Origin of the sequence: Sulfuricella sp. T08 (assembly GCF_000971475.1) — a bacterium.
Lineage (GTDB): Bacteria > Pseudomonadota > Gammaproteobacteria > Burkholderiales > Sulfuricellaceae > Sulfuricella.
In genome coordinates this window covers 1-24,604 of the sequence record NZ_DF967522.1, presented here as the reverse complement: position 1 = coordinate 24,604, position 24,604 = coordinate 1, and the positions used below count along the sequence as shown (strand labels likewise).

14 protein-coding genes and 1 pseudogene are annotated in these 24,604 nt (G+C 55.4%); 12 read left to right on the top strand and 3 right to left on the bottom strand.

What is annotated here, in order from left to right:
• Positions 1-26: 26 nt before the first annotated feature.
• From SCT_RS00540 to SCT_RS00485, 12 genes are all read left to right on the top strand, one after another.
• Positions 27-10,367, top strand: coding sequence for a filamentous haemagglutinin family protein (locus tag SCT_RS00540; protein ID WP_059417737.1), 10,341 nt, complete (start codon positions 27-29; stop codon positions 10,365-10,367).
• A gap of 256 nt (positions 10,368-10,623) precedes the next feature.
• Entirely contained in the window at positions 10,624-12,351 is a 1,728-nt protein-coding gene (locus tag SCT_RS00535) for a DUF2341 domain-containing protein (protein WP_237759532.1), read from the top strand.
• Between the two features lie 9 nt (positions 12,352-12,360).
• Positions 12,361-12,765, top strand: coding sequence for a biopolymer transporter ExbD (locus tag SCT_RS00530; RefSeq protein WP_059417731.1), 405 nt, complete (start codon positions 12,361-12,363; stop codon positions 12,763-12,765).
• A gap of 13 nt (positions 12,766-12,778) precedes the next feature.
• Complete coding sequence (locus SCT_RS00525; RefSeq protein WP_144408188.1) at positions 12,779-13,408, top strand: hypothetical protein; 630 nt, start codon at positions 12,779-12,781, stop codon at positions 13,406-13,408.
• Positions 13,409-13,477: 69 nt separating this feature from the next.
• Positions 13,478-15,016, top strand: a complete 1,539-nt coding sequence (locus SCT_RS00520) for a putative porin (RefSeq protein WP_237759531.1) — start codon at positions 13,478-13,480, stop codon at positions 15,014-15,016.
• A gap of 13 nt (positions 15,017-15,029) precedes the next feature.
• On the top strand, positions 15,030-15,752 hold the full coding sequence (locus tag SCT_RS00515; RefSeq protein ID WP_059417724.1) for an ankyrin repeat domain-containing protein: 723 nt from the start codon (positions 15,030-15,032) through the stop codon (positions 15,750-15,752).
• Positions 15,753-15,766: 14 nt separating this feature from the next.
• Positions 15,767-16,414: a hypothetical protein gene (locus SCT_RS00510; RefSeq protein WP_144408187.1), complete on the top strand. Its 648-nt coding sequence runs from the start codon at positions 15,767-15,769 to the stop codon at positions 16,412-16,414.
• A 25-nt stretch (positions 16,415-16,439) separates the two neighbouring features.
• Positions 16,440-17,156 carry a transglutaminase-like cysteine peptidase gene (locus tag SCT_RS00505; RefSeq protein WP_082098110.1) on the top strand — a complete coding sequence of 239 codons (717 nt, stop codon included), beginning with the start codon at positions 16,440-16,442 and terminating at the stop codon, positions 17,154-17,156.
• Positions 17,157-17,176: 20 nt separating this feature from the next.
• Positions 17,177-19,117, top strand: coding sequence for an EAL domain-containing protein (locus SCT_RS00500; RefSeq protein ID WP_059417718.1), 1,941 nt, complete (start codon positions 17,177-17,179; stop codon positions 19,115-19,117).
• Between the two features lie 76 nt (positions 19,118-19,193).
• A complete protein-coding gene (locus tag SCT_RS00495) occupies positions 19,194-19,787 on the top strand; it encodes a hypothetical protein (RefSeq protein ID WP_144408186.1) in 594 nt (197 codons plus the stop codon).
• A gap of 24 nt (positions 19,788-19,811) precedes the next feature.
• Positions 19,812-20,438, top strand: coding sequence for a lytic transglycosylase domain-containing protein (locus SCT_RS00490; protein ID WP_059417716.1), 627 nt, complete (start codon positions 19,812-19,814; stop codon positions 20,436-20,438).
• A 212-nt stretch (positions 20,439-20,650) separates the two neighbouring features.
• Positions 20,651-21,028 (top strand): cyclic nucleotide-binding domain-containing protein, encoded by a 378-nt coding sequence (locus tag SCT_RS00485; protein ID WP_059417714.1) that lies wholly within the window; start codon positions 20,651-20,653, stop codon positions 21,026-21,028.
• A gap of 188 nt (positions 21,029-21,216) precedes the next feature.
• Here the strand turns inward: SCT_RS00485 and SCT_RS00480 are convergent, their stop codons facing one another.
• From SCT_RS00480 to SCT_RS17265, 3 genes and pseudogenes are all read right to left on the bottom strand, one after another.
• Positions 21,217-23,544 (bottom strand): EAL domain-containing protein, encoded by a 2,328-nt coding sequence (locus tag SCT_RS00480; protein WP_059417712.1) that lies wholly within the window; start codon positions 23,542-23,544, stop codon positions 21,217-21,219.
• A 419-nt stretch (positions 23,545-23,963) separates the two neighbouring features.
• Entirely contained in the window at positions 23,964-24,218 is a 255-nt protein-coding gene (locus tag SCT_RS00470; protein WP_059417707.1) for a hypothetical protein, read from the bottom strand.
• 103 nt (positions 24,219-24,321) lie between these two features.
• Positions 24,322-24,604, bottom strand: a pseudogene (locus SCT_RS17265) (diguanylate cyclase); the annotation flags it as partial.

Sequence of the window (24,604 nt, the reverse complement as noted above, 5' to 3'; positions counted from 1 at the left end):
AAATTGAAGCTTATTGAGGTGTACAAATGAAAACCAATAAATCACAGCGTTTTATTCGGTTGTTCGGGTTCGCGCAGCCAGAGCTGCCCATGTCCAGCATTTGTACGCTTATCGCAATGGCGGCGATTTCCGCCCCGGCCTGGGCAGCTTTGCCGGTGCCTTGTGGCGGCGGTCCGTGCGGCGTGAATCCGGCGGCTCTCCCTTTCGTTGGAAACGGCAATGCAAGCTATCTGGTCAACGGCAATTCCGGGCTGGTAAGCCAGACTACTTCCAAGGCTATCCTCAACTGGCAATCGTTCAATATTGGCGCTGGCCAGGATGTGAAATATCAATATCTGGACGCGGCGGGTAACGCGCCCAAAGGTGCCAATTTCTCCACCCTCAACTGCATTTGGCAAGGCAGCCCGAGCGAAATCGCCGGCAAGCTCAGCGTGCAAGCTGGGCAAAACGGCGCGATCTATTTGATCAACCAGAACGGCATTTTGTTCAAATCCGGCGCGCAGGTCGACGTGAATACCCTGGTAGCTTCGGCCCTGAATATCAAGGATGCCGATTTTCTTCATCCGGATGGTTTGCTGCATCCGTATCTGGATTCAAGCAGGCCGGCATTTGTCTGGGAAGGTGATGCAAGTGGTTTTCAGACTAGCCTAGTCAGAGTCGAGCCAGGCGCAATGCTGAAGGCCAGCCTTGGCGGCGCGATCATGCTGATCGCGCCAACGGTCATCAATCAGGGCAAGATCGAGACCGATGGCGGTCAGGTAATTCTCGCCGCTGGCGGCAAGGTCTATCTGACTGCACCACCAGACTACGCCAGTTGGGCGCCAGATTCCCCTTACCGTGGCCTCGCAGGTTTGCTGGTTGAGGTCGATCCACATGTTGATACAAACGGCACCCCGCATTCTGGCGAAGTTACAAATGGCATCAAGGATACGATCCAGGGCGGCGTCGGCGAGATCATCGCGCAGCGCGGCAATGTCACCCTGGTCGGGCTGACGGTAAACCAATACGGCCGCATCAATGCCACCTCCGCAGTCACGGAAAAAGGTTCGATCCGCTTGCTGGCGCGCCAGGGGCACACGACTGAAACAACGGTTGAAGATGTTACCGGTGTTCTCTCCGCTTCGGAGACCGGCACCCTCACCTTCGGCAAGGGTAGCGAAACTTCGGTGTTGCCGGACCAATCCACAGCCGGCCAGACCATTACCGGCGACCAGGCATTCAACGCTTCCACGGTGCAGGGGGTCGGCGCAAAAATCATCGTGGACGACCGGGCCAAGATTCAGGTTCCCGGCGGCTATGTGACCCTTTCAGCCCAAGCGGATGGTGCTGATTTCATGGGCTTTAAGTCAACAGAAATCCAAGCCAACAACAGCCGAGTCTATCTGGGCAAGGATAGCGTGATCGACGTCGCCGGGACAACGGTTGACGTGTCGGTGGAACGCTACTTCCAGCAGGTGGATTTGCGCGGGACGGAGTTGAAGGACGATCCGCTCAACCGCAGCGGCTTCATCAATGGCAAGAAAGTCTGGGTTGATTTGCGCAATTTACCGGATTCGTCATTCGCCGATCTTTCCGGCTATGCCGGTGCCATCCCAAGCACGGTGCAGGAGAAACTGAGCACTGGCGGCAGCGTCAAGCTGCGTTCGGAAGGCGACATCGTACAAGCTGCCGGTTCGACCATCGACGTTTCGGGCGGTAAGCTCAATGTCGCCGGCGGCATCGGTACCACTAGCCGGCTGGTGTCGGGCGGCCAGGTCATCGACATTGCTCAGGCCAAGGGCGACCGGGTGTATGACAACATTTTCGATCAGTACACGGTCACCGATAAAAAATGGGGTGCCAGCCAGGTCTACAATCTTCCGGCCAACCGGCACTATTATCAAGGCTATGTGGAAGGCAAGGACGCCGGCAAGGTGTCCTTCCTGTCTTTCGGACTTTCTCTCGACGGGCAAATAAAAGGCGGCGTCACAGTCGGGCCGAACCAGCGCCAGTCTGCACCGCATGCGGGCCAGTTGGTGATTGGCAATGAAGGCGCAGGCAACGCGGACTACAAGACGGCGGCAGTGACGATTCTCAATTCTTTCGACCCCCTTGCCGGCTTAGATCCGACCGCGCCACTGCCGCAGAGCCGCATCGATACCGCGCTGCTTTCGGCCGACATGCTCAATCGCAGCGGGCTGGGTAAAGTCGCGGTTTACAGCAACGGCGAAATCAAGGTGGAAGCTGGCAGCAATCTGGCGTTGCCCGCGTTCGGCGAATTAGCATTAACCGGCAGCAAGATCACGGTCGATGATGATGTGCGCATTGCCAGCGGCAGTATTGCGTTCACGGCCCAGTTGACTTTCGGTTCTAGCGGCGGGGTCGCTATCGATGTGGCGCCAGGCGCGACGCTGTCCACCGCCGGCATGTGGGTGAACGATAAATTGAACGGCCCGGATTTGTCCAAACTTATTGCCAACGGCAGCAAAAATGTTTGGGATGGCGGCACGGTTTCCCTGCAATCTGCCGGTGCGCTGACTCTGGGCGCGGATAGCGTGGTCGACGTTTCCGGCAGCGGCTATGTGAACGCCAAGGGAAAATTCACCGGCGGCAATGCAGGGGGCATTACGCTCGTCACCAACAAAGGACAAGTGCAAGGGGGGCAGATTTACGCGCCCTTGACTCTCGCAGGCAATCTGCGCGCCTTCGCGCCCGGAAAGGGCGGGAGCTTGCGCATCGCTGTGCCGGCCATAACGCTAGGCAACGCAGTCCGTGGCGAGAGCGGTGAACAGTTGTTTACCCCGGAATTCTTTGCCGCCAATGGCTTCGCCAATTACACGCTGGAAGGACGCGATAGCGTGGTGGTAAGTTCGGAAACAACGATTGCGCCCACGGTCGGCAGCTTACATGTCAATCCGGATTACGCATATCAGGCGAGCGGTAGCGATATCGGCGATTTTTCCTCGGTATGGGTCAAGCCGGAATACGACCGGCAAGGGGTGAACATTACGCTCAAAGCGACCAATGACAAAACGACCTTCCTGGATGGGAAAAATGTCGGTTGGCTGACCGTGGAGAAGGGCGCGACCCTGCAAACCGGGCCGGGCGGGAAAATCACGCTAGCCGCCACCAGCTATGCCTTGGATGTCGAAGGCAAGCTCATTGCGCCCGGTGGAATCGAGTTGAACATGCAGCAGGTTAATGCTAACGGCACGGTGATTCATCCAGGTGAGGACCCTGACCTAGGCTACGACAAGAACCAGGTGATCTGGATCGGCAAGGATGCACGGCTGTCGGCAGCAGGGACTGTCGTCAATGCGCCCAGCGCCAATGGATTGCGCAACGGCAAGGTACTGGATGCGGGCAACATTGTCATCAACGCTGATCGTGGCTATGTGGTGGCGGCACAGGGCGCGGTGCTGGATGTGTCCGGCACCGCTGCAACCTTCGATTTGCCCGCACAGGGTAGCGGCACCAATACGATCACGGCGCAAACCATTGCCGGGAATGCAGGCAGTATCCAGATCAATGCGCGGGAAGGTGCGCTGATCGACGCCACGCTGCACGGGCAGTCGTCTGGCGCACGCGGCGGTACACTTGCCCTGACTTTGGATCGGAATAATTATACTGGCAGTCCTTTTGCCTATCCGGGAGTGACCATAGACCCCACCCGGCAATGGAAGATCGAACTCAGCCAAAGCCAAAATAGCGTGCCGGACAGCTTGAAGGTCGGCGACAAGATCGACATTGCTGCACCGGGGCGGATGGAATTCGCCGTAGACCGTGCGCTGCAAGGCGGCTTTGAGCAACTCGCCTTTAATGCGGAACACGGCATTACGTTCAAGGGCGATGTGGCCGTGCAAACAGCGCCAAGCTTACGGGCGATTGTACTCAATACGCCGGTGATCGAAAGCGATGGCGGCAAGGTGAGGCTCGATGCCGCCTATGTGAACCTGGGCAACCAGAGCCCAATATCTCAGCGGCAAGTCCCGCAAACCGCCATCGCCGGCAACGGCACCCTGGATGTGAGCGCGCGCCAAGTGGATTTGACCGGCAATTTCGCCTTGCAAGGGTTTAACCAGGCAAGTATTCAAAGCGACGGTGATGTGCGCCTGGTCGGCGTGGTGAAAGACAATCTGAAGAATGTAACCGACAATGCCGCCAAGCGCCCGGAGGGCAGCTTGACGCTCGCCAATGATTTGACGATCAAGGCGCGCCAGGTCTATGCCACGACACTGAGCAGCTACACGATTTCCTCACCCGCGAACACGATACAGATCGCGCGTAGCGGCAATCCTACGCCGGTCTTGTCAGCCGCCAGCGACCTGAAGTTTCAAGCCGCTACTATCCGCCTTGAAGGCACGAAGCCGGGCGAGCAGGGTGGCGTGGTCAAGGCGCCTTTCGGCAGCGTCACTTTGTCCGCCGACCAAATTGTCCTGGGCGATGGCAGTAAAATCTCGGTCTCGGGAGAAAATCAGACTGTCCCGTACGGCAGCACTGAATTGACCGGGCGTGACTATACCTACAACCTGGGCGATGCCAAGCGCGACATTGGTAAAACGCCACCGCCGGAAAAACAGATTGTCCTGGACGGCAAGAATGTCGCATTCAAGTCAGGTGCGACGCTCGATGTGAGCGGCGGCGGCGATCTACAGGCATACGAGTGGATAGCCGGCCAGGGTGGTTCCAAAGATACGCTGGGAGCCAGCGTATCGCCCAACACCTATGCGGTACTGCCGGGCTATACCAACGGATTCGCGCCGTCCGACAGCCAGTTCTTGGCCGAGCTGAAAGCGGCGAACGTGAATACCCCCGCACCTGGTTCCGTTGTGTACCTCGCCGGCGTGACGGGATTAAAGTCCGATTACTACACGCTGCTGCCCGCGCGTTATGGCTTGCTGCCGGACGCGCAACTGGTGACCCTGGCGGACGCCAAGTACATGGATATATTGCCCAATCAAAGTGTGCCGCGCCCACTTGGCGGCAGCATCGTATCCGGTTATTTTGCCGCCTTGAATCGCGACGGCAGCTATACCCAAACCAGCCGCAGCCAGGGATTCATCGTCGAGCCAAATTCGGTAGTGAAAGCGAAATCCGAGTATCGGCTGACCACGGCCACGGGTTATTTCGGCGATAAGGGTTACCCATTGCCGGGCGATGCCGGGCACGTGGTGTTCAATGCCAACCAGTCGCTGAACCTGTTGGGTAAATTGGTGGCGCAACGCGAGGCAGGCTATCGCGGTGCGGAAGTGGATATCGCGGCACCCAGGCTGGCGGTCGTGTCTGAAGGTGGTGCTGCATTCGATACCAGCGGAATGTTGCTGTTGGATGCGGACAAGCTCAACGCCATGGGCGCGGAAAGCTTGTTGCTGGGTGGTACGCGATCGGCGCAAGCGGATGGGGTGGATGTCAACGTGGTTGCCGACAATGTGGTCGTTGCCAACGTTGCACAGCATGCCTTGGCCGCGCCGGAAATTATCCTGGCGGCGAATCAGGAAGTTCGGCTGAAAAAGGATTCCGCCGTTTACGGCCAGGGGACGAATGTAACGCGCGGCACGACGCTGAATATCACCAATTCTGCCGGCGACGGCGCGCTGGTGCGCGCGTCCGGTGGCCAGCAAATGACAGTGTTGCGCAATGCGGTGGCTGGAGCCACGGGTGACTTGATCCAGGAAACGGGTGCGGTGGTGCAGGCGACGGGTTCACTCAACTTGGACGCCACCCGGGATACGCAGTTGTCCGGGACGCTTGATCTCGGCACGGGCGCCGCGTTAGCGCTTTCGAGTGGTGCCGTGAGCGTAGGCAACGTGCCGGGCGCTGCCGCCGGTCTGAAATTCAACGCGGCAGCATTCCAGGCGCTAACGGCAAAATCCGACGATTTGCGGCTGCGCAGCTATGACACGATAGACTTTTTCGGGCCGCTGGATTTGATATCGAATGGAAATATCCGGCTTGAAGCGCAGGGGCTGGTTGGCCACCTGAGCAATGCGGCGGACTCGGTCAAGCTGAGCGGCAAACAGGTTGTGCTGGCCAACCCGACAGCCACTGATGGCATCGCCGCGGCCGGTGTCGGCAATTTTGTCATCTCGGGCGAGGAAGTGCGCACCGGGGATGGTGTGCTCGCCGTATCCGGCTTCGGCGATGTCAAACTGCTGGCGAGCAAACAAATTGTGGCGGATGGCGTCGGGTCGCTCACCACCACAGCGCCGCTGACCCTGGATGCACCGCGTGTGACGTCAACAATGACAACGCAGCAATATAAAAATGCCAATGGCAACTTGTTGCCCACGTTCAAATCTGCCGGGAAGCTCACGGTACTTGCGTCGGCAGGAAAAGCGCCGGCCCTGTTGCAAAGCGTACCCGGCGCGGAACTCGCGTTCGAAGGCAGTGACGTCGCGATAAGCGGGTTAGTTGATTTGCCGGGCGGTAAGATCAGTACGAAGGCGACCGGCGGCGATGTCACGCTGGCGAGCGGCGGTGAGCTGCGTGTCGCCGGTAACGAGAAATGGATCTTCGATGCGCCGGTGGGCCAGCCAGGCGGTGAAATTAACCTGACTGCGGCGAATAACGTGAATCTCGCGAGCGGGTCGCTGGTGGATGTTTCGGCCACTGGCGCGGATGCCGGCACGCTGCGCATTACTGCCACGAACGGCAGTGTTGTAACGGATGGCGATTTGCAAGGCGGCTCGGCAAAAGGGTCAGATGGCGCGACCGGTAATCAAGGCCGTTTCGAGCTGGATGTGGGTGCGCTGGCCAATTTGGGCTCGCTTGCCGGCAAGCTTGGCGCGGGCAATTTCAACGATTCGGTACGCATCCGGGTACGCAACGGCGATACGCAGCTCGCATCGGGTGATACCCTGAAAGCACGCGAGATTCAAATTGCTGCCGATGAGGGCAGCCTCAGCATCGGTGGCGAGCTGAATGCCTCGCATCCTCGCGGCGGTTTGATTTCCCTGGCGGCGAAGAATGACCTGACTTTGCTGGGCGATGGGGTCTCCGGCGCCCAGCTATCTGCAAAGGCAACGGAGGCTGGGCAAGCAGGCGGCCGGGTTGAGATGGCGGCAGCGGATGGCTACCTCGACCTGCAAGGCGGATCGAGCATCAATGTTTCTGGCGGCACGGGCGCATCAGGCGGGCAGGTGTGGCTGCGCACCGGCGTTGATGGCACCAAAGCGCCGAAAGTGAAGAAGGATGCCGGGGGCAACTTCAATCTCAAGACGGCGGTGACCGGCGCCGATTACACCGATGCCGGCGGCACTGTTTACACCGCGACCTATCTTGAAGCGGTTAAGCAGTACACACCAACCAAGGACGCCAATAATGCGGTAAACATCGACAGCGCGCTAATCAGTTCCATAAAAGCGGACGTGACCACTTTCTACAACGGCCTGGTCAAGCCGGTGTCGATTTTCCGTGTTGTACCTGGCGTCGAGATCGTCAATACAGGCGGCGATATCAATCTTACGAGCGCCTGGAATTTCGATTCGGTGAATACATTTACAGGCGTCCCTCTCAAGAAAATCCAACAGGAGTTGCGTTTCGGCAGTAATAAAGAAGCTGGCGTCCTGACTTTCCACGCCAAAGGTGATATCAACTTCATGAATTCTCTCAGCGACGGCTTCATGAATATTACGAACCCGCGGGCAGGCTACCTGCCTTGGACGTTCGACACCAGTCAGGCCAATAGCTGGTCTTATCGTATCGCCGCCGGCAGTGATTTCAGCCGCGCCGCGCCGCTTGCATTGACCCAGGGTAGTGGCACGGTCAAGATCAATGAGGGACAGACCGTTCGTACCGGCAGCGGTTTTATCGACGTGGCCGCGGGCCAGGACATCAGTTTCGGCAGCATTACCGGCTCAGCAACCAGCGCAGGGGTGTTATACACCGCCGGGCGGAATGGGCCTGCGCTGTCCTCGTTTATCCTCCCGAACCGCAATCAGATAGCGAATTATACTACTGGTGGCGGCGACATCAGGCTCTACGCGGGAAGAAACGTCAGTGGCCAATACGTGGCAACAGATAGCGTAAATCAGTGGTTATACCGTTCCTATACAGCGGGCACTGACCCCAATACCACCTGGTGGCCACGCTTTGATTTATTCCATCAGGGCGTAGCGACGCTGGGCGGCGGCAGCATTTCCGTCGAGGCGCAAGGCAACATCACCAGTTTGTGGCTATCGGCACCGACCAATGGCAGGCTGCAAGGGGGCAGCAGCAGCCCTGTTGTGCAGGGGGGCGGAGATATCACGGAGCGCGCGGGCGGCAATATCAGCGATGGCCTGGTGTTCATTGCCAAGGGGCAGGGGCAGGTATTCGCCGGTGGCAAACTGGAGAGCCGGACTGCGTTGATGGATGGCGATGTCCGTATGGCGGCCTTGCGCGATGTGACAGTAAACGGCGCATTCAACCCCACACTCGAGGTGCAGACAGTGAACAATAGCATACAGGGAACTGAATCAGGTACCTCTGTTAACTTCAACAGTTACAGCGATGCTGCCGCCCTTAATGCAAGCTCTCTTGCCGGCAACGTAATTCTTGACGTACCCGGCGCACCTGCTCGCCTGTCGGCTCAGGCACCGCAAGGCAGTATCGAGGTCGGAAATGTAAGGCTCTTCCCAAATGCAACGGGCAATGTGGACTTGCTGGCTGGCAAGAACATCAAAATTACAAGCACTGGCGCTTTAACGATGTCGGACTATACTATCGCCAAAATCCCATCCATCGTTGCGCCTTCAGGAAGTGCGATACCCGAGCTTTTTGCGACATTTACTGATGCCGCAAAGGATATCGCAGGTCATGATCCTGGTCTGCTGCATCTGAACGACCCAGTGATATCGCGTGTGTATGCACAGGAAGGAGATATTGCCTCCAGCAATCATACCACCCGTGTGCTGACTTTCGCGAAACCCGCCATCGTCCAGGCAGGGCGGGATATCAATAATCTCGGCGTGACATTTCAGAATCTGCGTGATACAGATACGAGCAGTGTGGTGGCGGGGCGCGATATCTACAATCCGACAGTTCGTGATCCTCAGACCGGTGCGATAATTGCAAACTCCAACGCGATCGAAGTGAGCGGGCCGGGACAGCTTGAGGTGATCGCCGGGCGCAATATCGATCTGGGTACTTCGAACGGCATTGTATCGGTCGGTAATCAATACAACGGCTATTTGTCCGGTAATGGTGCATCGGTCGCCGTGCTGGCGGGGATGGGCGCGGGAGCCGATGGTGTGGCGCGTCAGCCGGATTACGCCGCTTTCAAGGGCGCATATCTTGATCCGGCTACTCCGGCCATGCAGAGCTTCGTAGCTTATCAAAAATCTCAGGCCCGCAGCGAAGTGCGCGCCGGACTCAAATACGATGCCGAGAAGAACGGGAGCCCGCTGAGCAATGCCGAGCTGGATCAAGAGGTCGATACCACTTATGCGCGCCAAGTGACCCAGCGCGCGAACGACCTGATGGCCGCTTTCAATGCGCAGCCGCAGCAGGTGCAAGTGCAGCGCCTGTTCTTTAGCGAATTACGCGAATCGGGCGTCGAGTGGGCAAAAACCGGCAGTGCCGAGCGCGGGGTGAAAGCAACTTCGCTGTTGTTCCCAGCAACCGTTGGGGGGCAAGCGGCGAATTATGCTGGGGACATCAACTTATTCTTCAGCCAGATCAAGACTGAACATGGCGGGGATATCGAACTACTGGCGCCTGGCGGCTTGATCAACGCTGGCCTGGCCAGTGCGGCTGAAGGTAAGACCGCGTCGGAACTGGGCATTGTGGCCGTCGGCAGTGGGGATGTCCGTGCTTATGTGAGCAATGATATCCAGGTCAATCAATCCCGCATCTTCACTATGGGCGGCGGCGATCTGGTGTTGTGGGCCGACCAAGGCAATATTGATGCCGGCAAGGGTGCCAAGACCGCCCATGCCGCGCCGGCGCCGAGGCAGGTCGTTAAAGCCGGCAAGGTCGCTTTCGATCTGAGCGGGTCGATTTCGGGTAGCGGCATTGGGGTGCTCGATACGATCAAGGGAGCGGCGTCAGGCAACGCCTACCTGATTGCACCGAATGGGGCTGTAAGCGCAGGCGACGCAGGTATACGCGCTGCCGGTAACTTGACCATCGCGGCGCAGCGCGTGATAGGCGCGGACAATATCCAGGTAGGGGGAACCGCCACCGGCGTGCCGGTGGTGTCGAGCGGATTGGGCAGCGGCCTGGCCGGTGTGAGCGGTTTGAACGATGCATCCAATGCAACGAATTCGCAAACCAATGCATTGAGTTCTGCCGCCGGAAACAAAGACAAGGCGGCGCAAGAAATGCGCGACAAGCTCGCCGGCTTCCGGCCGTCCTTTATCAGTGTTGAAGTGGCGGGTTTTGGGCCGGCCGGCCAGTTAATCGAGTAAGGGCTATCTGAATCATATCTGAATTGTTGGGTGCGTCTCATGTGTTATTGATTGAGTGTGCTGCATGAGTCGCATCCCTGTCATTTTGCCAATATTTCAAACCCAATTAATTATCCTAAAGCTTTTGATATGGGCGTGACGAGTCATTGTCACCGTTCTGTAACATGGGTATGAAAAAATTACTATTTTTTGAGAGCGATGCCTTAAAGTGAAAAAAATATTATTCGCACTTTTTATGTTGATGATGGCGCCTCAAATGGCCCATGCGTGGTGGAACGGGGATTGGACTGCCAGAAGAAAAATCACGCTGGATACCACGTCTACAGGTTTGCCTCTGAAGCAGGAACTTGCCTTGCCCGTGGTGTTGGTTCGACTGCATACGGGTAATTTCGCATTCGATGAAGCTAATCTGGATGGCTCTGACTTGCGCTTTCTGGCGGAAGACGACAAGACCCCGCTGAAATTCCACATTGAAAAATTCGACAGCACGGCGCAGATCGCGATGGTATGGGTGCAGTTGCCCAAGTTGCAGCCGGGCACCAAGGAGCGGCATGTCTGGATGTATTACGGTAACGAGAAAGCCGCTGCGGTGAGTGACCCAAAAGGCAGTTTCGACGAAAATCAGACTGCCCTGTTTCACTTCAATGAATCTACGGGCGCGCCTAAAGATGCGACCGCCTATGCCAACAACGCATCACAATTCGACGGCAGTCATATTCCGGGCGGGATGATCGGTTCGGCAGTAGCTTTCAACGGTCAGCAAAGCTTGCTGATCCCGGCCTTGCCATCGTTGAAAATCACAGCGGCTAACGGTGCAAGCATTTCGTTCTGGGTGAAGCCGGCAGCCGCGCAAAGTGCACCTATCCTTACCCTGCGCGACGGCACGGCATCGATGGTGGTTGGTATGGATGGCGCTCAGGTCTACGCCAAAGTTGAGGGGGGTACCGCACCCGGTGAAACCAAACACGCGGGTAATCTCGCTCCTGGCACCTGGCATCACGTGGCGGTGACTATCGCCAAGGAATTGACCTTGTACGTGGATGGTCAACCGGTGGCAACCGCTCCCGTGGCGAGCCCGGAGCTGCAAGGTGAAGTGACTATAGGGCGCGGTTTTCAAGGCGAAATGGATGAGCTGCAATTATCCAATGTCGTGCGTTCTGCGGATACGATTCTGGTGGCAGCAGTGGGTCAAGGCCCGGAGGCCAAGTTGCTGTCACTGGGCGAGATCGAATCTAAAGAGAGCGGTAGCTCGTCGTATTTCGGCGTCATTCTGCAGAGCGTTACCCTGGATGGCTGGGTGGTGATTGGCATCCTGATGGTGATGGCGGTAATTAGCTGGATGGTGATGGTAACCAAGGCGCTGGTAATCAATAAGACCTACAAGGCCAACACGGAATTCCTGGAGGCTTTCCACAAGCTCAAGGTAAGCGATACGGCTAAGCTGGATGCGGAAGATACGGCGGACGATGCCGACATCAAGGATTCGGCGCTGATGCTGGCGCTGCTCGGCAAGCATGATCATTATCAAAATGCTTCGCTGTATCACATCTACCATACTGGCGTGCAAGAGGTGAAGCATCGCCACTCCATCACCAGCAGCGACAAGACGCTAACGCCGCAAGCGGTTAGCGCCATCAAGGCGGCTCTCGACGGCACCTTGGTGCGCGAGAACCAGAAGCTCAATAATTTGATGGTGCTGCTGACCATCGCGATTTCCGGAGGCCCGTTCCTGGGGCTGCTCGGCACCGTGGTGGGGGTGATGATTACCTTTGCCGCTATTGCGGCTACCGGTGATGTTAACGTCGCCGCCATCGCGCCGGGTATCGCTGCGGCACTGGTGGCGACGGTGGCCGGCCTGGCGGTCGCGATCCCTGCGCTGTTCGGTTACAACTATCTGGGCAGCCGCATCAAGACCATTACCGCCGACATGCAGGTGTTTGTGGATGAGTTGATCGGTCGCTTTGCCGAAGCTTACGCCCCTTAGGAATAGACCATGGATTTGCGCGAGGGAAACGAACCGTATGACGACATCAACATTACGCCGATGCTGGATTTGGCGTATGTGCTGCTGGTGATTTTTATCATCATGACCACCGCTACGGTACAGGGCATCAAAGTCAATCTGCCCAAGGCGAGCACGACACCGAGCCTGGCCAAGCCGAAGACCAAGGCGGTCACCATCGATGCCAATGGCCAGGTTTATCTCGATACTTACCCGGTGACGATTGCGGAGCTGGAATCGCGCCTGCGTTCATTCAAGGCGATTACGCCGGACTTACCGGTGGTGATCAAAGGCGATACCACAATTCAGTACGGAAAAGTGGTTGAGGTTATGGATTTATGCGGGCGCCTGGATATTACCCAGCTTGGACTGGTGACGCAGAAGCCTGCCAAGTGATGTGGGGTATTAAGTGAGTAAACAGGGGTGGCGGGTGCACTTGCCGAAGCTGGTCGTTGGCGTGGTGTTGTTGTTGGTCATGACGGCATTGGTTTACATGATCAAGGGTTTTATCGATAGCGCGGATAAGCCGACAAAACACAAAGTTCAGATCATCTCCCTGGTGAAACCGCCCGAGCCGAAGCCGCCAGAGGTCAAGCCGCCCGAGCCGGTAAAGCAGGAAATCAAGGAAGAGGTGGTGCTCGATCAGCCGGTGCCTGAAGCCAACAATGAACCTCCGCCCGATATGGGATCGACTCTGGGACCGGGCAATGATGGGTTCGGCTTGGCTAAAGGGAGTGGAAGTGGCCGTATCGGCGGGGGCGGCAGCCGCGCTCGATGGTACGCAGGTTTGCTCGGCGCGCGTATCGAGCAGGCGCTCAATCGCGACGCCAAGCTGCTGGATGAATTGAAGACCAAACGCATCACGGTGCGTATTTGGGTCGGGAGCAACGGGCGCGTTGAACGGGTGGAATGGGATAAGGGCGCCGTGCCCGCGAACTCCGAGCAAGGGTTGAGGGAACAGTTGTTGGAGTTGACGGTGCAGGAATCACCTGATGGCATCGAACAGCCGATTTGGTACCGCTTCCGGCCGCGCGGCTGATCCGACGGCAGAAGTGCCGTCATTAATTGCAAAAGGAATGTTATGAATCGACATGCACGTGGGGCATTCGTGCTGCTGGCGACGCTGGTTTTGACTGGCGGCCCGGCGTGGGGAAGTGAGCGAGAGGATCTGGAAATAGTGCGTCAGACCACTATTAATTTGATCAACGCTTTGGTGAAAAATGGGGTGCTTTCCCAAGAGGCGGCTCAGGGACTGATCAAGCAAGCTGAAGATGGCGCGCGTCAGAAAGTGGCAGCGAAACAGGCTGCCGATGAAAAAATTGTACGTGTTCCTTATGTGCCGGAAACGGTAAAGCGCGAAATTCGCGAGCAGATCAAGCAGGAAGTGGTCGCACAAGCAAAGACCGAACGTTGGGGCGACGTGAATGCCGTGCCGGAATGGGTCGAACGCATCAAACTGGATGGAGATATCCGGCTGCGTTCTCAGACGGAGCAGTTTTCCAAGAGCAATGTGATTGCCCCGGTTGTCGATGCCTATTATGGATTATCGTCAGATGCGCCCACGACGGAAAACCGGGATCGCTTGCGGGTTCGCGCGCGATTGGGTTTGGCCGCGAAAATATCCGACATGGTTTCTGGTGGATTACGCTTGGCGACCGGCAATACGACTGACCCGGTTTCCACCAATCAGACGCTGGGCAACTCGGCAAATAAATATTCGTTTCTGGTGGACCAGGCTTACTTGAAGGTTGAACCATTGGAGCCGCAGCAAGCTCAGGGACCCTACAAGACATTCGGTCTCTCCTTTATCGGCGGAAAAATCCCCAATCCCTGGTTTAGCACCGATCTGGTGTGGGATCCAGACATCAACTTTGAGGGTGTGGCCGCAAACGGCACTTATCGTTTCAACGAACGGGGCTCGGTCTATCTGACTGCTGGCGCATTTCCGCTCCAGGATATTGCACCGAGCACGGTCAACAAGGCCAAGAACAAATGGCTTTATGGCGCACAGGCCGGTTTGGATTTGGCCGCGCAAAATGGCTCCAAGGCCCGATTCGGTTTAGCGTTATACGATTACAAACATGTAGAGGGCATTCTCGAGACGGATCCTGCTGTTTTTTACTACGCGGCCACTGCTCCCCAGTTTCGGCAAAAGGGTAATTCGATTTTTCTGGACGGATATTCAGGTGTTTATAAGCTGGCATCCAAATTCCGCGAGTTGAATCTGACGGCGCAACTCGATCTGGCGAATTTCGATCCGATGCATGTATTGCTCACCGGGGATTATGTGCGCAACATCGGCTACGATGAGACTGAAATGTTGGCGCGCACCGGTATTTTGTATGACAAAAAGAAGAATGTCGGCTATCAGTTGCAAGCGGCATTCGGTCGGCCCAAGGTACAGAATCGCGGAGAATGGCAAGCGTTTGCCGGTTATCGCTATCTGGAACGCGATGCGGTACTGGATGCCTTCACGGATTCCGACTTCCATCTCGGCGGCACCGATGCCAAGGGCTACTATCTTGGTGGGAGTTACGGCATAGATCACAATACATGGCTGTCGATGAAATGGATGAGCGCGGATTCGATCGATGGCCCGAAATTCGGGATCGACGTGCTGCATGTGGACTTGAATGCGAAATTCTAAGCGCATAACGATCGTGGCGACGATTGCTTGCAGCAGCCTGGCTGCATTGGCCAGTGCAGATGATTTCGATCCCAACCCCTGGGAAAAGCTTGCTCAAGAAAAGCAAGTCACTTATCCGTACAAACCCTCAGCATTTTCGCAGGTAGGGGTATTGCAGACCGATCTGCAGGTATTTGCGTATGGTTCAGACAGGGAATTATTGGCTGCCGCCGCGCGCAATGACTTCGCTTCTGTAGAGAAACTCCTCAAAGAAGGCGCAAACGCCAATGCCAAAGACGAAGGCAATTTCCGGCCCCTTATTTTTGCCGTGAATTTTGGTTCCATAGAAATCGTCCGTTTGCTCCTGGAGTCTGGCGCCGAACCAAACATAAACAATGAAGGTTCTACTGTACTTGCGACGGCAGCCATGAATGGTTATGCGCGCATTGCGGCATTGTTGCTGGAAGCGGGCGCGAGGGTAGATGAGCGTTATGCAAACGAGTTTACCCCGCTAATGAACGCCGTATTCATGAACCATGTAAGCACGGTAAAAACAATATTGAAGCATGGCCCCAATTTGTCGCTGGAAAATAGCAATGGCATGACGGCGCTTTCCATCGCACGGGCGCAAGGCCATGCGCAGCTTGCCGAGTTACTGCTCAAACATGGCGCCGATTCGGGAATCGCCAGTGGCAAACCTTCGCCATACGAACCGGCTGGAAGTCTGGCATCCTTACGCTGGACATTCGAAGACTGAACCCGGAGCGCGGAATGAATACGATGAGCACTTTTTTACTTTCCTGGCGCTGCTTGGGCGCACTATGCACCGCGTTGCTGATTGCAACTCCAGTACATGCCGCCAAAGATCCTGACAAGGAAGCAACACGCCGGGTTCAAGCCCAACTGAGAAAGATCTCGGATGAGAAAGTTGTACTGGAGCAAGATAAGGCGACGCTCAACCAGGAGTTGGACACACTGAAAAAGAAATCAGGCGAGATGGAGTCGTCAGCATCTAGCGCCAATAAACGCAAGGCGGTGCTGGAAAAAGAAACCGAGGCGCTGAAGCAGGACAAGACCAAATTGTCGGAACAGGTCGAGCAGCTGAAAAAAGAACTGGCGGAAAGCCAGTTGGCTTTGCGCGATACCCGTCAGAATTTACAGCAGGAGACGAGCCAGAAACAACGTCTGGATCAGAGCTTGAGTACTCGAGGCAAGGAACTGGAAGTATGCGAAACCAAAAATCAAAAGCTCTATCAGTATCAGGTGGAACTGATCAATCGCGCCCAAAATCGCGGTTCTTTGAGTGCCTTGCTCGATAGCGAGCCGGTGCTGGGTTTGAAGCGCGTAGAAATCGAGAATATATTGGAAGAGTACCGGGATAAGGTGGATAAGGAATATATCATCCAGCGTAACCAGTAGCACTACACTGGAGTAAGCGCCGGGCATGCCCAGATTTCTCCCAATAGCGAATCCGGGGGCGCGGCCCGGTTTCACACATGCCATTCTGCTGGTGCTGCTTTACCTGACTTTAGCTACGCTTGCCTGGGGTAATTTGACCCCCTCGGATGAGGTGATTGCGCTGGCCGTCAAACAATATGGCGATGGGGCCGCTTCCCGCCTGCGAAAGTGGCGTGAAATCCTGCGTTCCGACAAATCCTTGAACGACGTGAAAAAGCTGGAAGTCGTTAACCGTTTTTTTAACGGAGTGCCTTACGTGAGCGATCTGGAGCACTGGGGAAAAACGGATTACTGGGCCACGCCGCTAGAACTCCTGGCCAGCAATGGCGGCGATTGCGAAGATTATGCCATCGCCAAGTATTTTACTCTCCGCGAGCTTGGCGTGCCCACCGAGAGGTTGCGCATCACTTATGTGACAGCACTGCTCTTGAACCAAGGGCAGATGAAATTCCAGGGTCATATGGTATTGACCTATTATTCGTCGCCCGATGCCGAGCCTCTGATATTAGATAATTTGCAGGGAAAGATATTGCTGGCTTCGCAGCGCAAGGATTTGGCACCCGTATACAGCTTCAACGGCGATAGCTTATGGCTGGCCAAGGAAATGAGCGGGCGCAGCCAGCCAGCGGCAGGGGCCGACCGCATCAATCTGTGGCAAGACATGCAAACGCGCATGCAAAGAGGAACTGCAAACGGACGCTAATTCTGGCAGGAACGACCAATATGAAACTCTCAAGACTACTGATCCTGATCATCGCATGCTTGCTTGCATTGGTTTTTGCCGGTGCATTGGCAATTGTAGTCAACAACAGCCGGGATTACCTGGCCGAGCAAATGCGCAGCCATGCGCAAGACACGGCAACCTCGCTCGGCTTGTCGCTTTCCAGCACCATGCAGAACAGCAATACGGCCATGATGAATTCCATGGCGGATGTCATTTTTGACAGCGGCTACTACCAGGAAGTGGTCATCCGCGATATTTCCGGCAAGCTTCTGGTAAGCCGCGTGCATGCGCCTCAGCCGATGGAGGTCCCGGAATGGTTTGCCACCTTTTTTGTGCTGCAGGCTTCTCGTGGTCATTCACTGGTCATGAGCGGCTGGAAGCAGCTCGCCACAGTCGAAGTGGCCAGCCACCCAGGCCATGCCTACCGTGAGTTATGGCGCGTATCGCGCCAGGCTGTCTGGTGGATCATGGGAATTGGCGCCGCGTCTTTCATCTTGATCTTCGTTGTGCTTCGCGCAGCGCTGGCTCCGCTCGAAGCAATGGAATCCCTGGCGCTGGGAATTTCCAACCGCCGCTTCGGGGTTCTGAAAAAAATGCCGTGGGCACGCGAGTTGCGCCGCGTCGCCCAGGCGCTGAACACAATGAGCCTGACAGTTGAACGCATGCTTGGAGAGCAAACCTCCCTGGCGGAAAGACTCCACATCAAGGCTTATGTGGATGGTGTTACCGGATTGGCTAATGGCCGGGATTTCCGCGAACGGCTTGATCATTTGCTGAACGCACCGGAAGAGTTTTCAAGCGGCGCGTTGCTGTTTGTTCATCTTGACCAGTTACAGGCATTCAACGACGCGAGCGGTCATGGCGCCGGCAACAGCCTGATGCAACGTGTAGCAGATCGGCTGGCAGAAATTTGTCAAACCTGCGCCGCATCTTTGCTGGCAAGGATGAATGGCGCCGAGTTCGCCATCCTGGTGCCGGATATGGAAGCAAACGAAGCAAAAGAAATGGGTGGTCGCGTGGTGACGGCGCTGGAAGGAATCGGCTTGGCGGATGAAATGCCGTTAGCCGTGTATGTCGGGATTGCCTTATACCGCCCCAACGAGGGAGTGTCGGCCCTTCTGTCGAAGGCGGACAGGGCGCTGCATGCGGCCCGGAGAAGTTCGAACAGCAGATGGCAACTGCAAGAGGATGCGCCATGGGACGAAAGTGTCGCGGTGAGCAGAAATCACTGGAAATCTGGCATCGAGGCCGCGTTGAGAAATGGCAACATTGCATTGCAGTTCCAACCCGTGCAGGGTTGCAAGGATAAGCGTGAACTGTACCGCGAGGCACTCGTCAGAATTGCCACGAAAGACGGTGAGATTCAGCCGGCAGGGGCGTTCCTGCCAACGGTAGTAAAACTGGGGCTGGCAGTTCAACTGGACAAATTGGTGGTCAGCCGGGCGATGGAATGCTTGAGCAAGGATCAGTGCGCCGGCAGGCTGGCCATCAACCTGTTTGCCTCATCTATCCTCAACGAAGAATTCGTCGAATGGCTGTACGAAAGGCTGGCAGCGGATATCAACCTGTCCATGCGGCTGGTGTTCGAGGTGCCCGAAGCGGAACTGAGCTATCGCTTCGACGAGTTGCGGACCGCCATGCAGCACCTCCGCCAAACCGGCGCACAATTTGCCATCGACCGCTTCGGCCATAGCGCGACTGTACTCGGCCATCTTCGCAACCTGCCTGTCGATTTTATCAAGATCGATGGCAGTTATATTCGGAAAATTAACCAGAATGACGACAAACAGTTTTTCGTTCAAGCCGTGGCAGGCATTGCCCACGGTGTCGGCATGCAGGTGATTGCCGAGCATGTAGAAACTGCGGAAGAATTGGCAACGCTTCAGGCGTTGGGCGTGGATGGCGTTCAGGGGTATTTCATCGGCAAGCCACAGGCGTGATCCCATCACCATCGCAGATGGCTCGAACGAAATGACACACGCTTAAATGGAGGGTTGGAATAGGATGATTATCCACTTGAAAAAACTGCTGCTGGTTGCTTTGTTCAGCAGCGCAATTTTATCCAGCCCGTCCAAGGCCAGTTATGTCTCTGATGGATCGGCTGGCATATTTCATCCGTCGTCCGATACCATACTGGATTTGAGTGGACCGGCTGGTTTTCCCCAGTTCAGCAATATTTATATCGATTCGGGGATCCGCATCACAGTGCTGACGCCTGTCACGGGTTACGGGTATTTGTTATCCGCTGACGGAATCTATCTGAACGGTATCCTGGACGCTGGCACTGGCGCGGTATCCTTGAATGCGTTCAACAGCATCGCGATGGGCGGCGGCTCGCAACTTATCGGCGGGAATCTTGCGCTTTCCGCGAAAAGTATGACCTTGCAGGGCACAATTCAGCTCAGCTCGGGGGGAGTTATGTCGGCATCACCTTCTGACAACTTGCAACTTAATCCCAGCGTAACCATCAATTCGGGTGGAGATTTAATCGTTTCTAATGGTGGCGACCTTTCCTTGAGTGCACCTGTCCCGCTACCAGCAGCAAGTATCCTCCTCGGCAGCGGATTTATTGGCCTGCTGTCCTTTGGCGCCGGCGTCCGCCGGCGCTGATCTCCCGGAAATCTTGAATCCTCTATGGCTCACCCGCTTGCATGGCTGTTTATGACGATTGCCCTGTTATGGCAGGCCTGGGTGGTTGAGGCCAGGGCGGACATCTACACATTTACGGACGATAAAGGGGTGCAGCACTTCAGTAATATGCCAGCTGACCGGCGCTATACTCTGCTGATGCGCACGGAGACTGATACGCCATCCATAGCGGCCAAGACCCCACGCACGCACCGCGGCATTGGTGGCACTCTGTACGCGTACGAGATCAGTCGTGCGGCCTCATTCTGTCAGCTTGAATCCGCTCTTCTGCATGCCGTGATCGCGGCGGAATCCGGCTACAATCCCCGCGCTCTGTCCGGCAAGGGGGCAATTGGGCTGATGCAGCTCATGCCGGGTACGGCCAGGCGCTATGGTGCGGTTGATCCCTATGATCCAGCGCAGAATATCCGCGCCGGCGCACTCTATTTGCGCGACCTGCTCGCGATGTTCAACAACGATATGCGGCTTGCGCTTGCGGCCTACAACGCGGGCGAGAACAACGTGATCAAATACGGCAATCGCATACCCCCCTTTCGCGAGACGGCTGCTTATGTTCCCAGGGTGATGGCGTTTTACCAGGAGTACATGCGCGCCAATCCCGGGAGTTCCTGATAGTTATTGGGTATGTATTGAACCCCAAACCCACTGACCATAAGTATCCCCAGTCGGCTATAGACTGAAACGATGTTCCGCCACATACGAGTGTTGGCTATGTTTTTCTCTTCCCAATCGTGCCCGCTCATTTCAGTGCGCCCAATGTGGATAATTCCGTTTAAACTAGGTGGGTTCCAGATGCTCTCAATTATCTAATGAAAGAAATAGTTATGGATTTTTCCAACCTGTTTAGGCATGAAACCGAAACCGTCAATTTTTCCTCAGGCGAAACCATTCTTAAATGTGGAGAAATGAGTGATGTCATGTATGTGGTGATCGAGGGGGAAGCAGAAGTCAGGCTGGGCGGACAAGTGATTTATACTGCGAAAACAGGAACCCTGCTGGGGGAGTTGGGGCTCATTGACCATAACCCTGGTAGCGCAGACGTGATTGCGAGGACTGACTGTCGTTTGGTGGCGATCGACAAACGCCGCTTTCTCTTCCTGATCCAGCAGACACCAAATTTTGCACTGGATGTGATGAATGTGATTGCCGAACGTCTACGGGCAATGAATCACCACGCGATGGAATCATTCGGGAATCGATAGGTGCCCTTGTGGGGTTTGCCTGTGTAACTGAGGAACAGGAGCAGCCCCGTTGTTGGCGCCTCTGCGAGGTCCGGCGACTGGATTAGGCTGGCGCGTATCAGCCATTCAGTAATGATTGGTAGCCAACAACAAAAATCCATTAAGCCGCTTTGCGCCTGCGGGCGACACTTGCCAAACCTGCTCAGTGATTAAGCCGTCAAAACTTGGAGCGGATTCTGGTGAAGATAGCGTTTATCTTCTTTTAGAAGATTCGAGAATTCCACAGCGGGTATCGGTTTGCACATCCAGTATCCCTGGCCAAAATGGCATCCAAGATTGTTGAGTATCTCGAAATTTTCAGCAGTTTCAATGCCCTCGGCAAGGCAGCGTTTATCCAGGGAACTACCCAAAGCCAGGATGGCCCGGACAATAGCCAGGTCGTCTTGATCGTTATGAATGCCATTCACAAACGATCTATCAATCTTGATGATGTCGGCGGGGATGCGTTTCAAATAGGCGAGAGAAGAATAACCCGTACCAAAATCGTCGATGGCGATTCTGATTCCGATGGACTTCAATTTGTCCATCACCAGAATGCTTGCCTCTGGGTCCTGCATTGACGCGCTTTCGGTTATTTCCAGCTCCAGCTTCGCGGGCGGTAATTCGGCTTCAGATAATGCATTGCTGATCTTGGAAAACAGATCCGGGTCCTGAAACTGACGAGCCGATAAATTCACAGCGACATGGATATCGTAACCTTGATTGGCCCAAGACTTCGCCTCTCGGCATGCGGTTTTCAGCACCCATTCTCCAAGGGGCAAGATAACCCCGGACTCCTCGGCAAACGGAATGAATTCAGCAGGGTTGCGCAAGCCTCTCTGCGGATCCATCCAGCGCACCAGCGCTTCCGCGCCGACAATTTTCCCGCTCGTCAGATCGACTAGTGGTTGGTAGTGCAAATAGAATTCCTGAAGTTTCAGGGCACGAAGGAAATCATGCTGCAATTGCAGGCGCTGACGAATATGCTCACCCAGTTCCCCCCGGTAAAACACGAAACGATTCCTGCCTTGGCGCTTTGCTTCATACATCGCCGCATCGGCATTTTGCAGCAATGAGCTACAGTCGTCGCCATTGTCCGGAAATATGCAAATGCCGATACTGGTCGAAATCAATATATCCTGACCAGACACTGAGAAAGGCGCGCCGAATACTTCTATGAGGCGCTTCGCCACAAGGCTTGATTTATCAGCATTCGAATTGGGGAGCAGGATCAGAAACTCGTCGCCTCCCAAACGGGCCAGCACATCCTCCTCCCTCAAAATTGTCCTGATGCGCAGGGCGACACGCTCCAGTAAACGATCCCCACTGGAGTGGCCAAGATTGTCATTGATATCTTTGAATTTATCCAGGTCCAAATACAGTATCGCAGAATGCTCCTGACCGCGACGGTTTCTGGCAATCTCCCGGGCGAGAATCTCGTCGATTGCGATACGATTGGGAAGACCCGTCAGCGGGTCCTTGCGCGATTGAGCGAGAAGATCATGCGTATGCTGTCGCTCCATGACGGATAATTTGATTGCGATCGAACTGATCACTCCCAGATACACCAGGAAGCTCAGCAATGTCGGATAATTGTGTTCCCACCAGCGAATCATGATGAGCTTTTTCGGCACAGAAACAAATGCCGACATGTTGGCATTGGGAAGATGGGAAAAGGCGCCTAACCGTACGGTATTGTCACTGGAGGCATTCCCTTCGTAAGCTCCGGTAATCATGCCGGGGTTAGCGCGGAGCGTCTGCACCAACGCCCCCGTTTGGGGCTTGTTGAGCACATATTCGGGATCATGGCTGGGCCAGAGCAATTGAATATAGCCATCGTTGCGAATCAACCCGACGCGGCTTCCCGGAAATAGCGGCAGGTCCGACCACAGGAATCCTGCGGTTTCCACCGAAATGGCGGCTTGTATAACGAACAGCGGATCGCCGCGGCTATTCTGCACAGTATGGCGAAAGGGGAAATGCCATTGACTCAACCCCATGCCGAATTGATTTCTCCCGATATTGTAAGAGTAGGTATTGTTCAGATCGAACAGAAAGGCGTGCAAATAAGCTGCATCCAGCCGAAAATCGGGCAGAGCCTCGCCCGGCGCAGTATGGGTACTCAGCAGCGTCACCCCATTCGGGCTCACCAATGTCACCGCTGCGATTTCCGGATGATTGGATTCGAATTCCTTCAAGGTTGATCGCGCCAGCTCCAGATGGTCTGCGGCATCCATGTTTACCAACAACATCCCCAGCATCTCCATACTGGTGCCAATGTTGTCGAAAACTGCCTGGCTGTTTTTTTCTGCAAAGCCTGCCTGAATGGCAAGATTGCGCCGCATGTCCTGGTTTTCCTCTTCCCAGCTATTTAAGCCAAATACGGCCAGCATGATGATCCCCGTCACAATAAAGCCGACTAGCAATTTCCTGAGCAGTCGCGCAAATGGGGTTCTGGTGGCTGCCTGATCGATGGGGGAGGATTTGTTTAGTGTCATGGGTATTTTTATTATTTGTCTGAACATGGTTATTACGCCAATACCCGCATATTATGTATTATTTGTTACAGAAATAAGACAGTCTGGCCTATGTGCTTGTGGCAGCACATTCCCATACAGAAAAAAATGCCGCTAGATGCGGCCATATGCTCACGGAGGAGAGAGGAGATTATCAGAAGGTTAAATACGCCTTGCCCGAAAGCCAGGTCCGGTCAGGGTTGACGATCTCGAAACCTGCCTATCCATTCGACGTGAAGGATACACTCAGTCGAGAACTTAGACTGAAGAATGGAGATTGCATGGGGTTCCGGCCCGTTACAGGCTCCGTCGGCTTAATCCGCAAGGAAAAAGGGCAAAAGAGCGGGGGACCGGGAGGAGTGAGGAAACTTATCAAACATCAGCTCTCGATGAATTATCGCTCAGATTTTTAGCAGGCTGGTGCTATGGGAACCGGCTCGATGGTTCTCGGCGATCAAACAATCCAGGCCTCTGGCTGCCAGGGACACCATAGTCGGGTATTTTAAGAATTTACTCCCGGAGGTGTTGATCCAATCCTTGATTTTGATCAGGTCTTCCACGGCAATCACGTTCTTGCCGTTTTCATGTTTCCACTGGGAGCATAAATCAACTGCCAGAGCTAAGGTCAGCGCCCGGTCGTGATAAGTTGTGGCCATGAGGATTCTCCTGGAAAAAGACTAGCGAATACATAGAACTATATCCGATGTATGTTGCATTGTGATGACAACGGAGCATTTGATCTGGAACAAAAAAGATGCGCTATTCTGCGTAGCTGCGCAGATTAATATACAGGCTGTTGCCCGAGATTTTCTTGGCCATTTTCTTGGCTTCTGCTGCCACGGTGGACACTTCCATATGGGAGTTGAACACCCCCGGCCCGACTTTGACTGCGCCGATGGAAAGTGAGGTGAGCGCGTTGAATTCCTTCTCGCCACGCCGATTTTCCACCACGTAGCCGCCGCGTTCGTTATCGCTGACGCTAAAAAAAGGAATAACGGCTGCAGCGAATTTTCCCAGCCCTCTTCGGCAGCGCTCTTCCCAA

Bases quoted from the DNA above. Each gene is read 5' to 3' on its own strand.
- SCT_RS00485 (WP_059417714.1), top strand. From the start codon at position 20,651: ATGGATTTTTCCAACCTGTTTAGGCATGAAACCGAAACCGTCAATTTT.
- SCT_RS00510 (WP_144408187.1), top strand. From the start codon at position 15,767: ATGAATACGATGAGCACTTTTTTACTTTCCTGGCGCTGCTTGGGCGCA.
- SCT_RS00480 (WP_059417712.1), bottom strand. From the start codon at position 23,544: ATGACACTAAACAAATCCTCCCCCATCGATCAGGCAGCCACCAGAACC.
- SCT_RS00540 (WP_059417737.1), top strand. From the start codon at position 27: ATGAAAACCAATAAATCACAGCGTTTTATTCGGTTGTTCGGGTTCGCG.
- SCT_RS00505 (WP_082098110.1), top strand. From the start codon at position 16,440: ATGCCCAGATTTCTCCCAATAGCGAATCCGGGGGCGCGGCCCGGTTTC.
- SCT_RS00490 (WP_059417716.1), top strand. From the start codon at position 19,812: ATGGCTCACCCGCTTGCATGGCTGTTTATGACGATTGCCCTGTTATGG.
- SCT_RS00535 (WP_237759532.1), top strand. From the start codon at position 10,624: ATGGCCCATGCGTGGTGGAACGGGGATTGGACTGCCAGAAGAAAAATC.
- SCT_RS00470 (WP_059417707.1), bottom strand. From the start codon at position 24,218: ATGGCCACAACTTATCACGACCGGGCGCTGACCTTAGCTCTGGCAGTT.
- SCT_RS00530 (WP_059417731.1), top strand. From the start codon at position 12,361: ATGGATTTGCGCGAGGGAAACGAACCGTATGACGACATCAACATTACG.
- SCT_RS00500 (WP_059417718.1), top strand. From the start codon at position 17,177: ATGAAACTCTCAAGACTACTGATCCTGATCATCGCATGCTTGCTTGCA.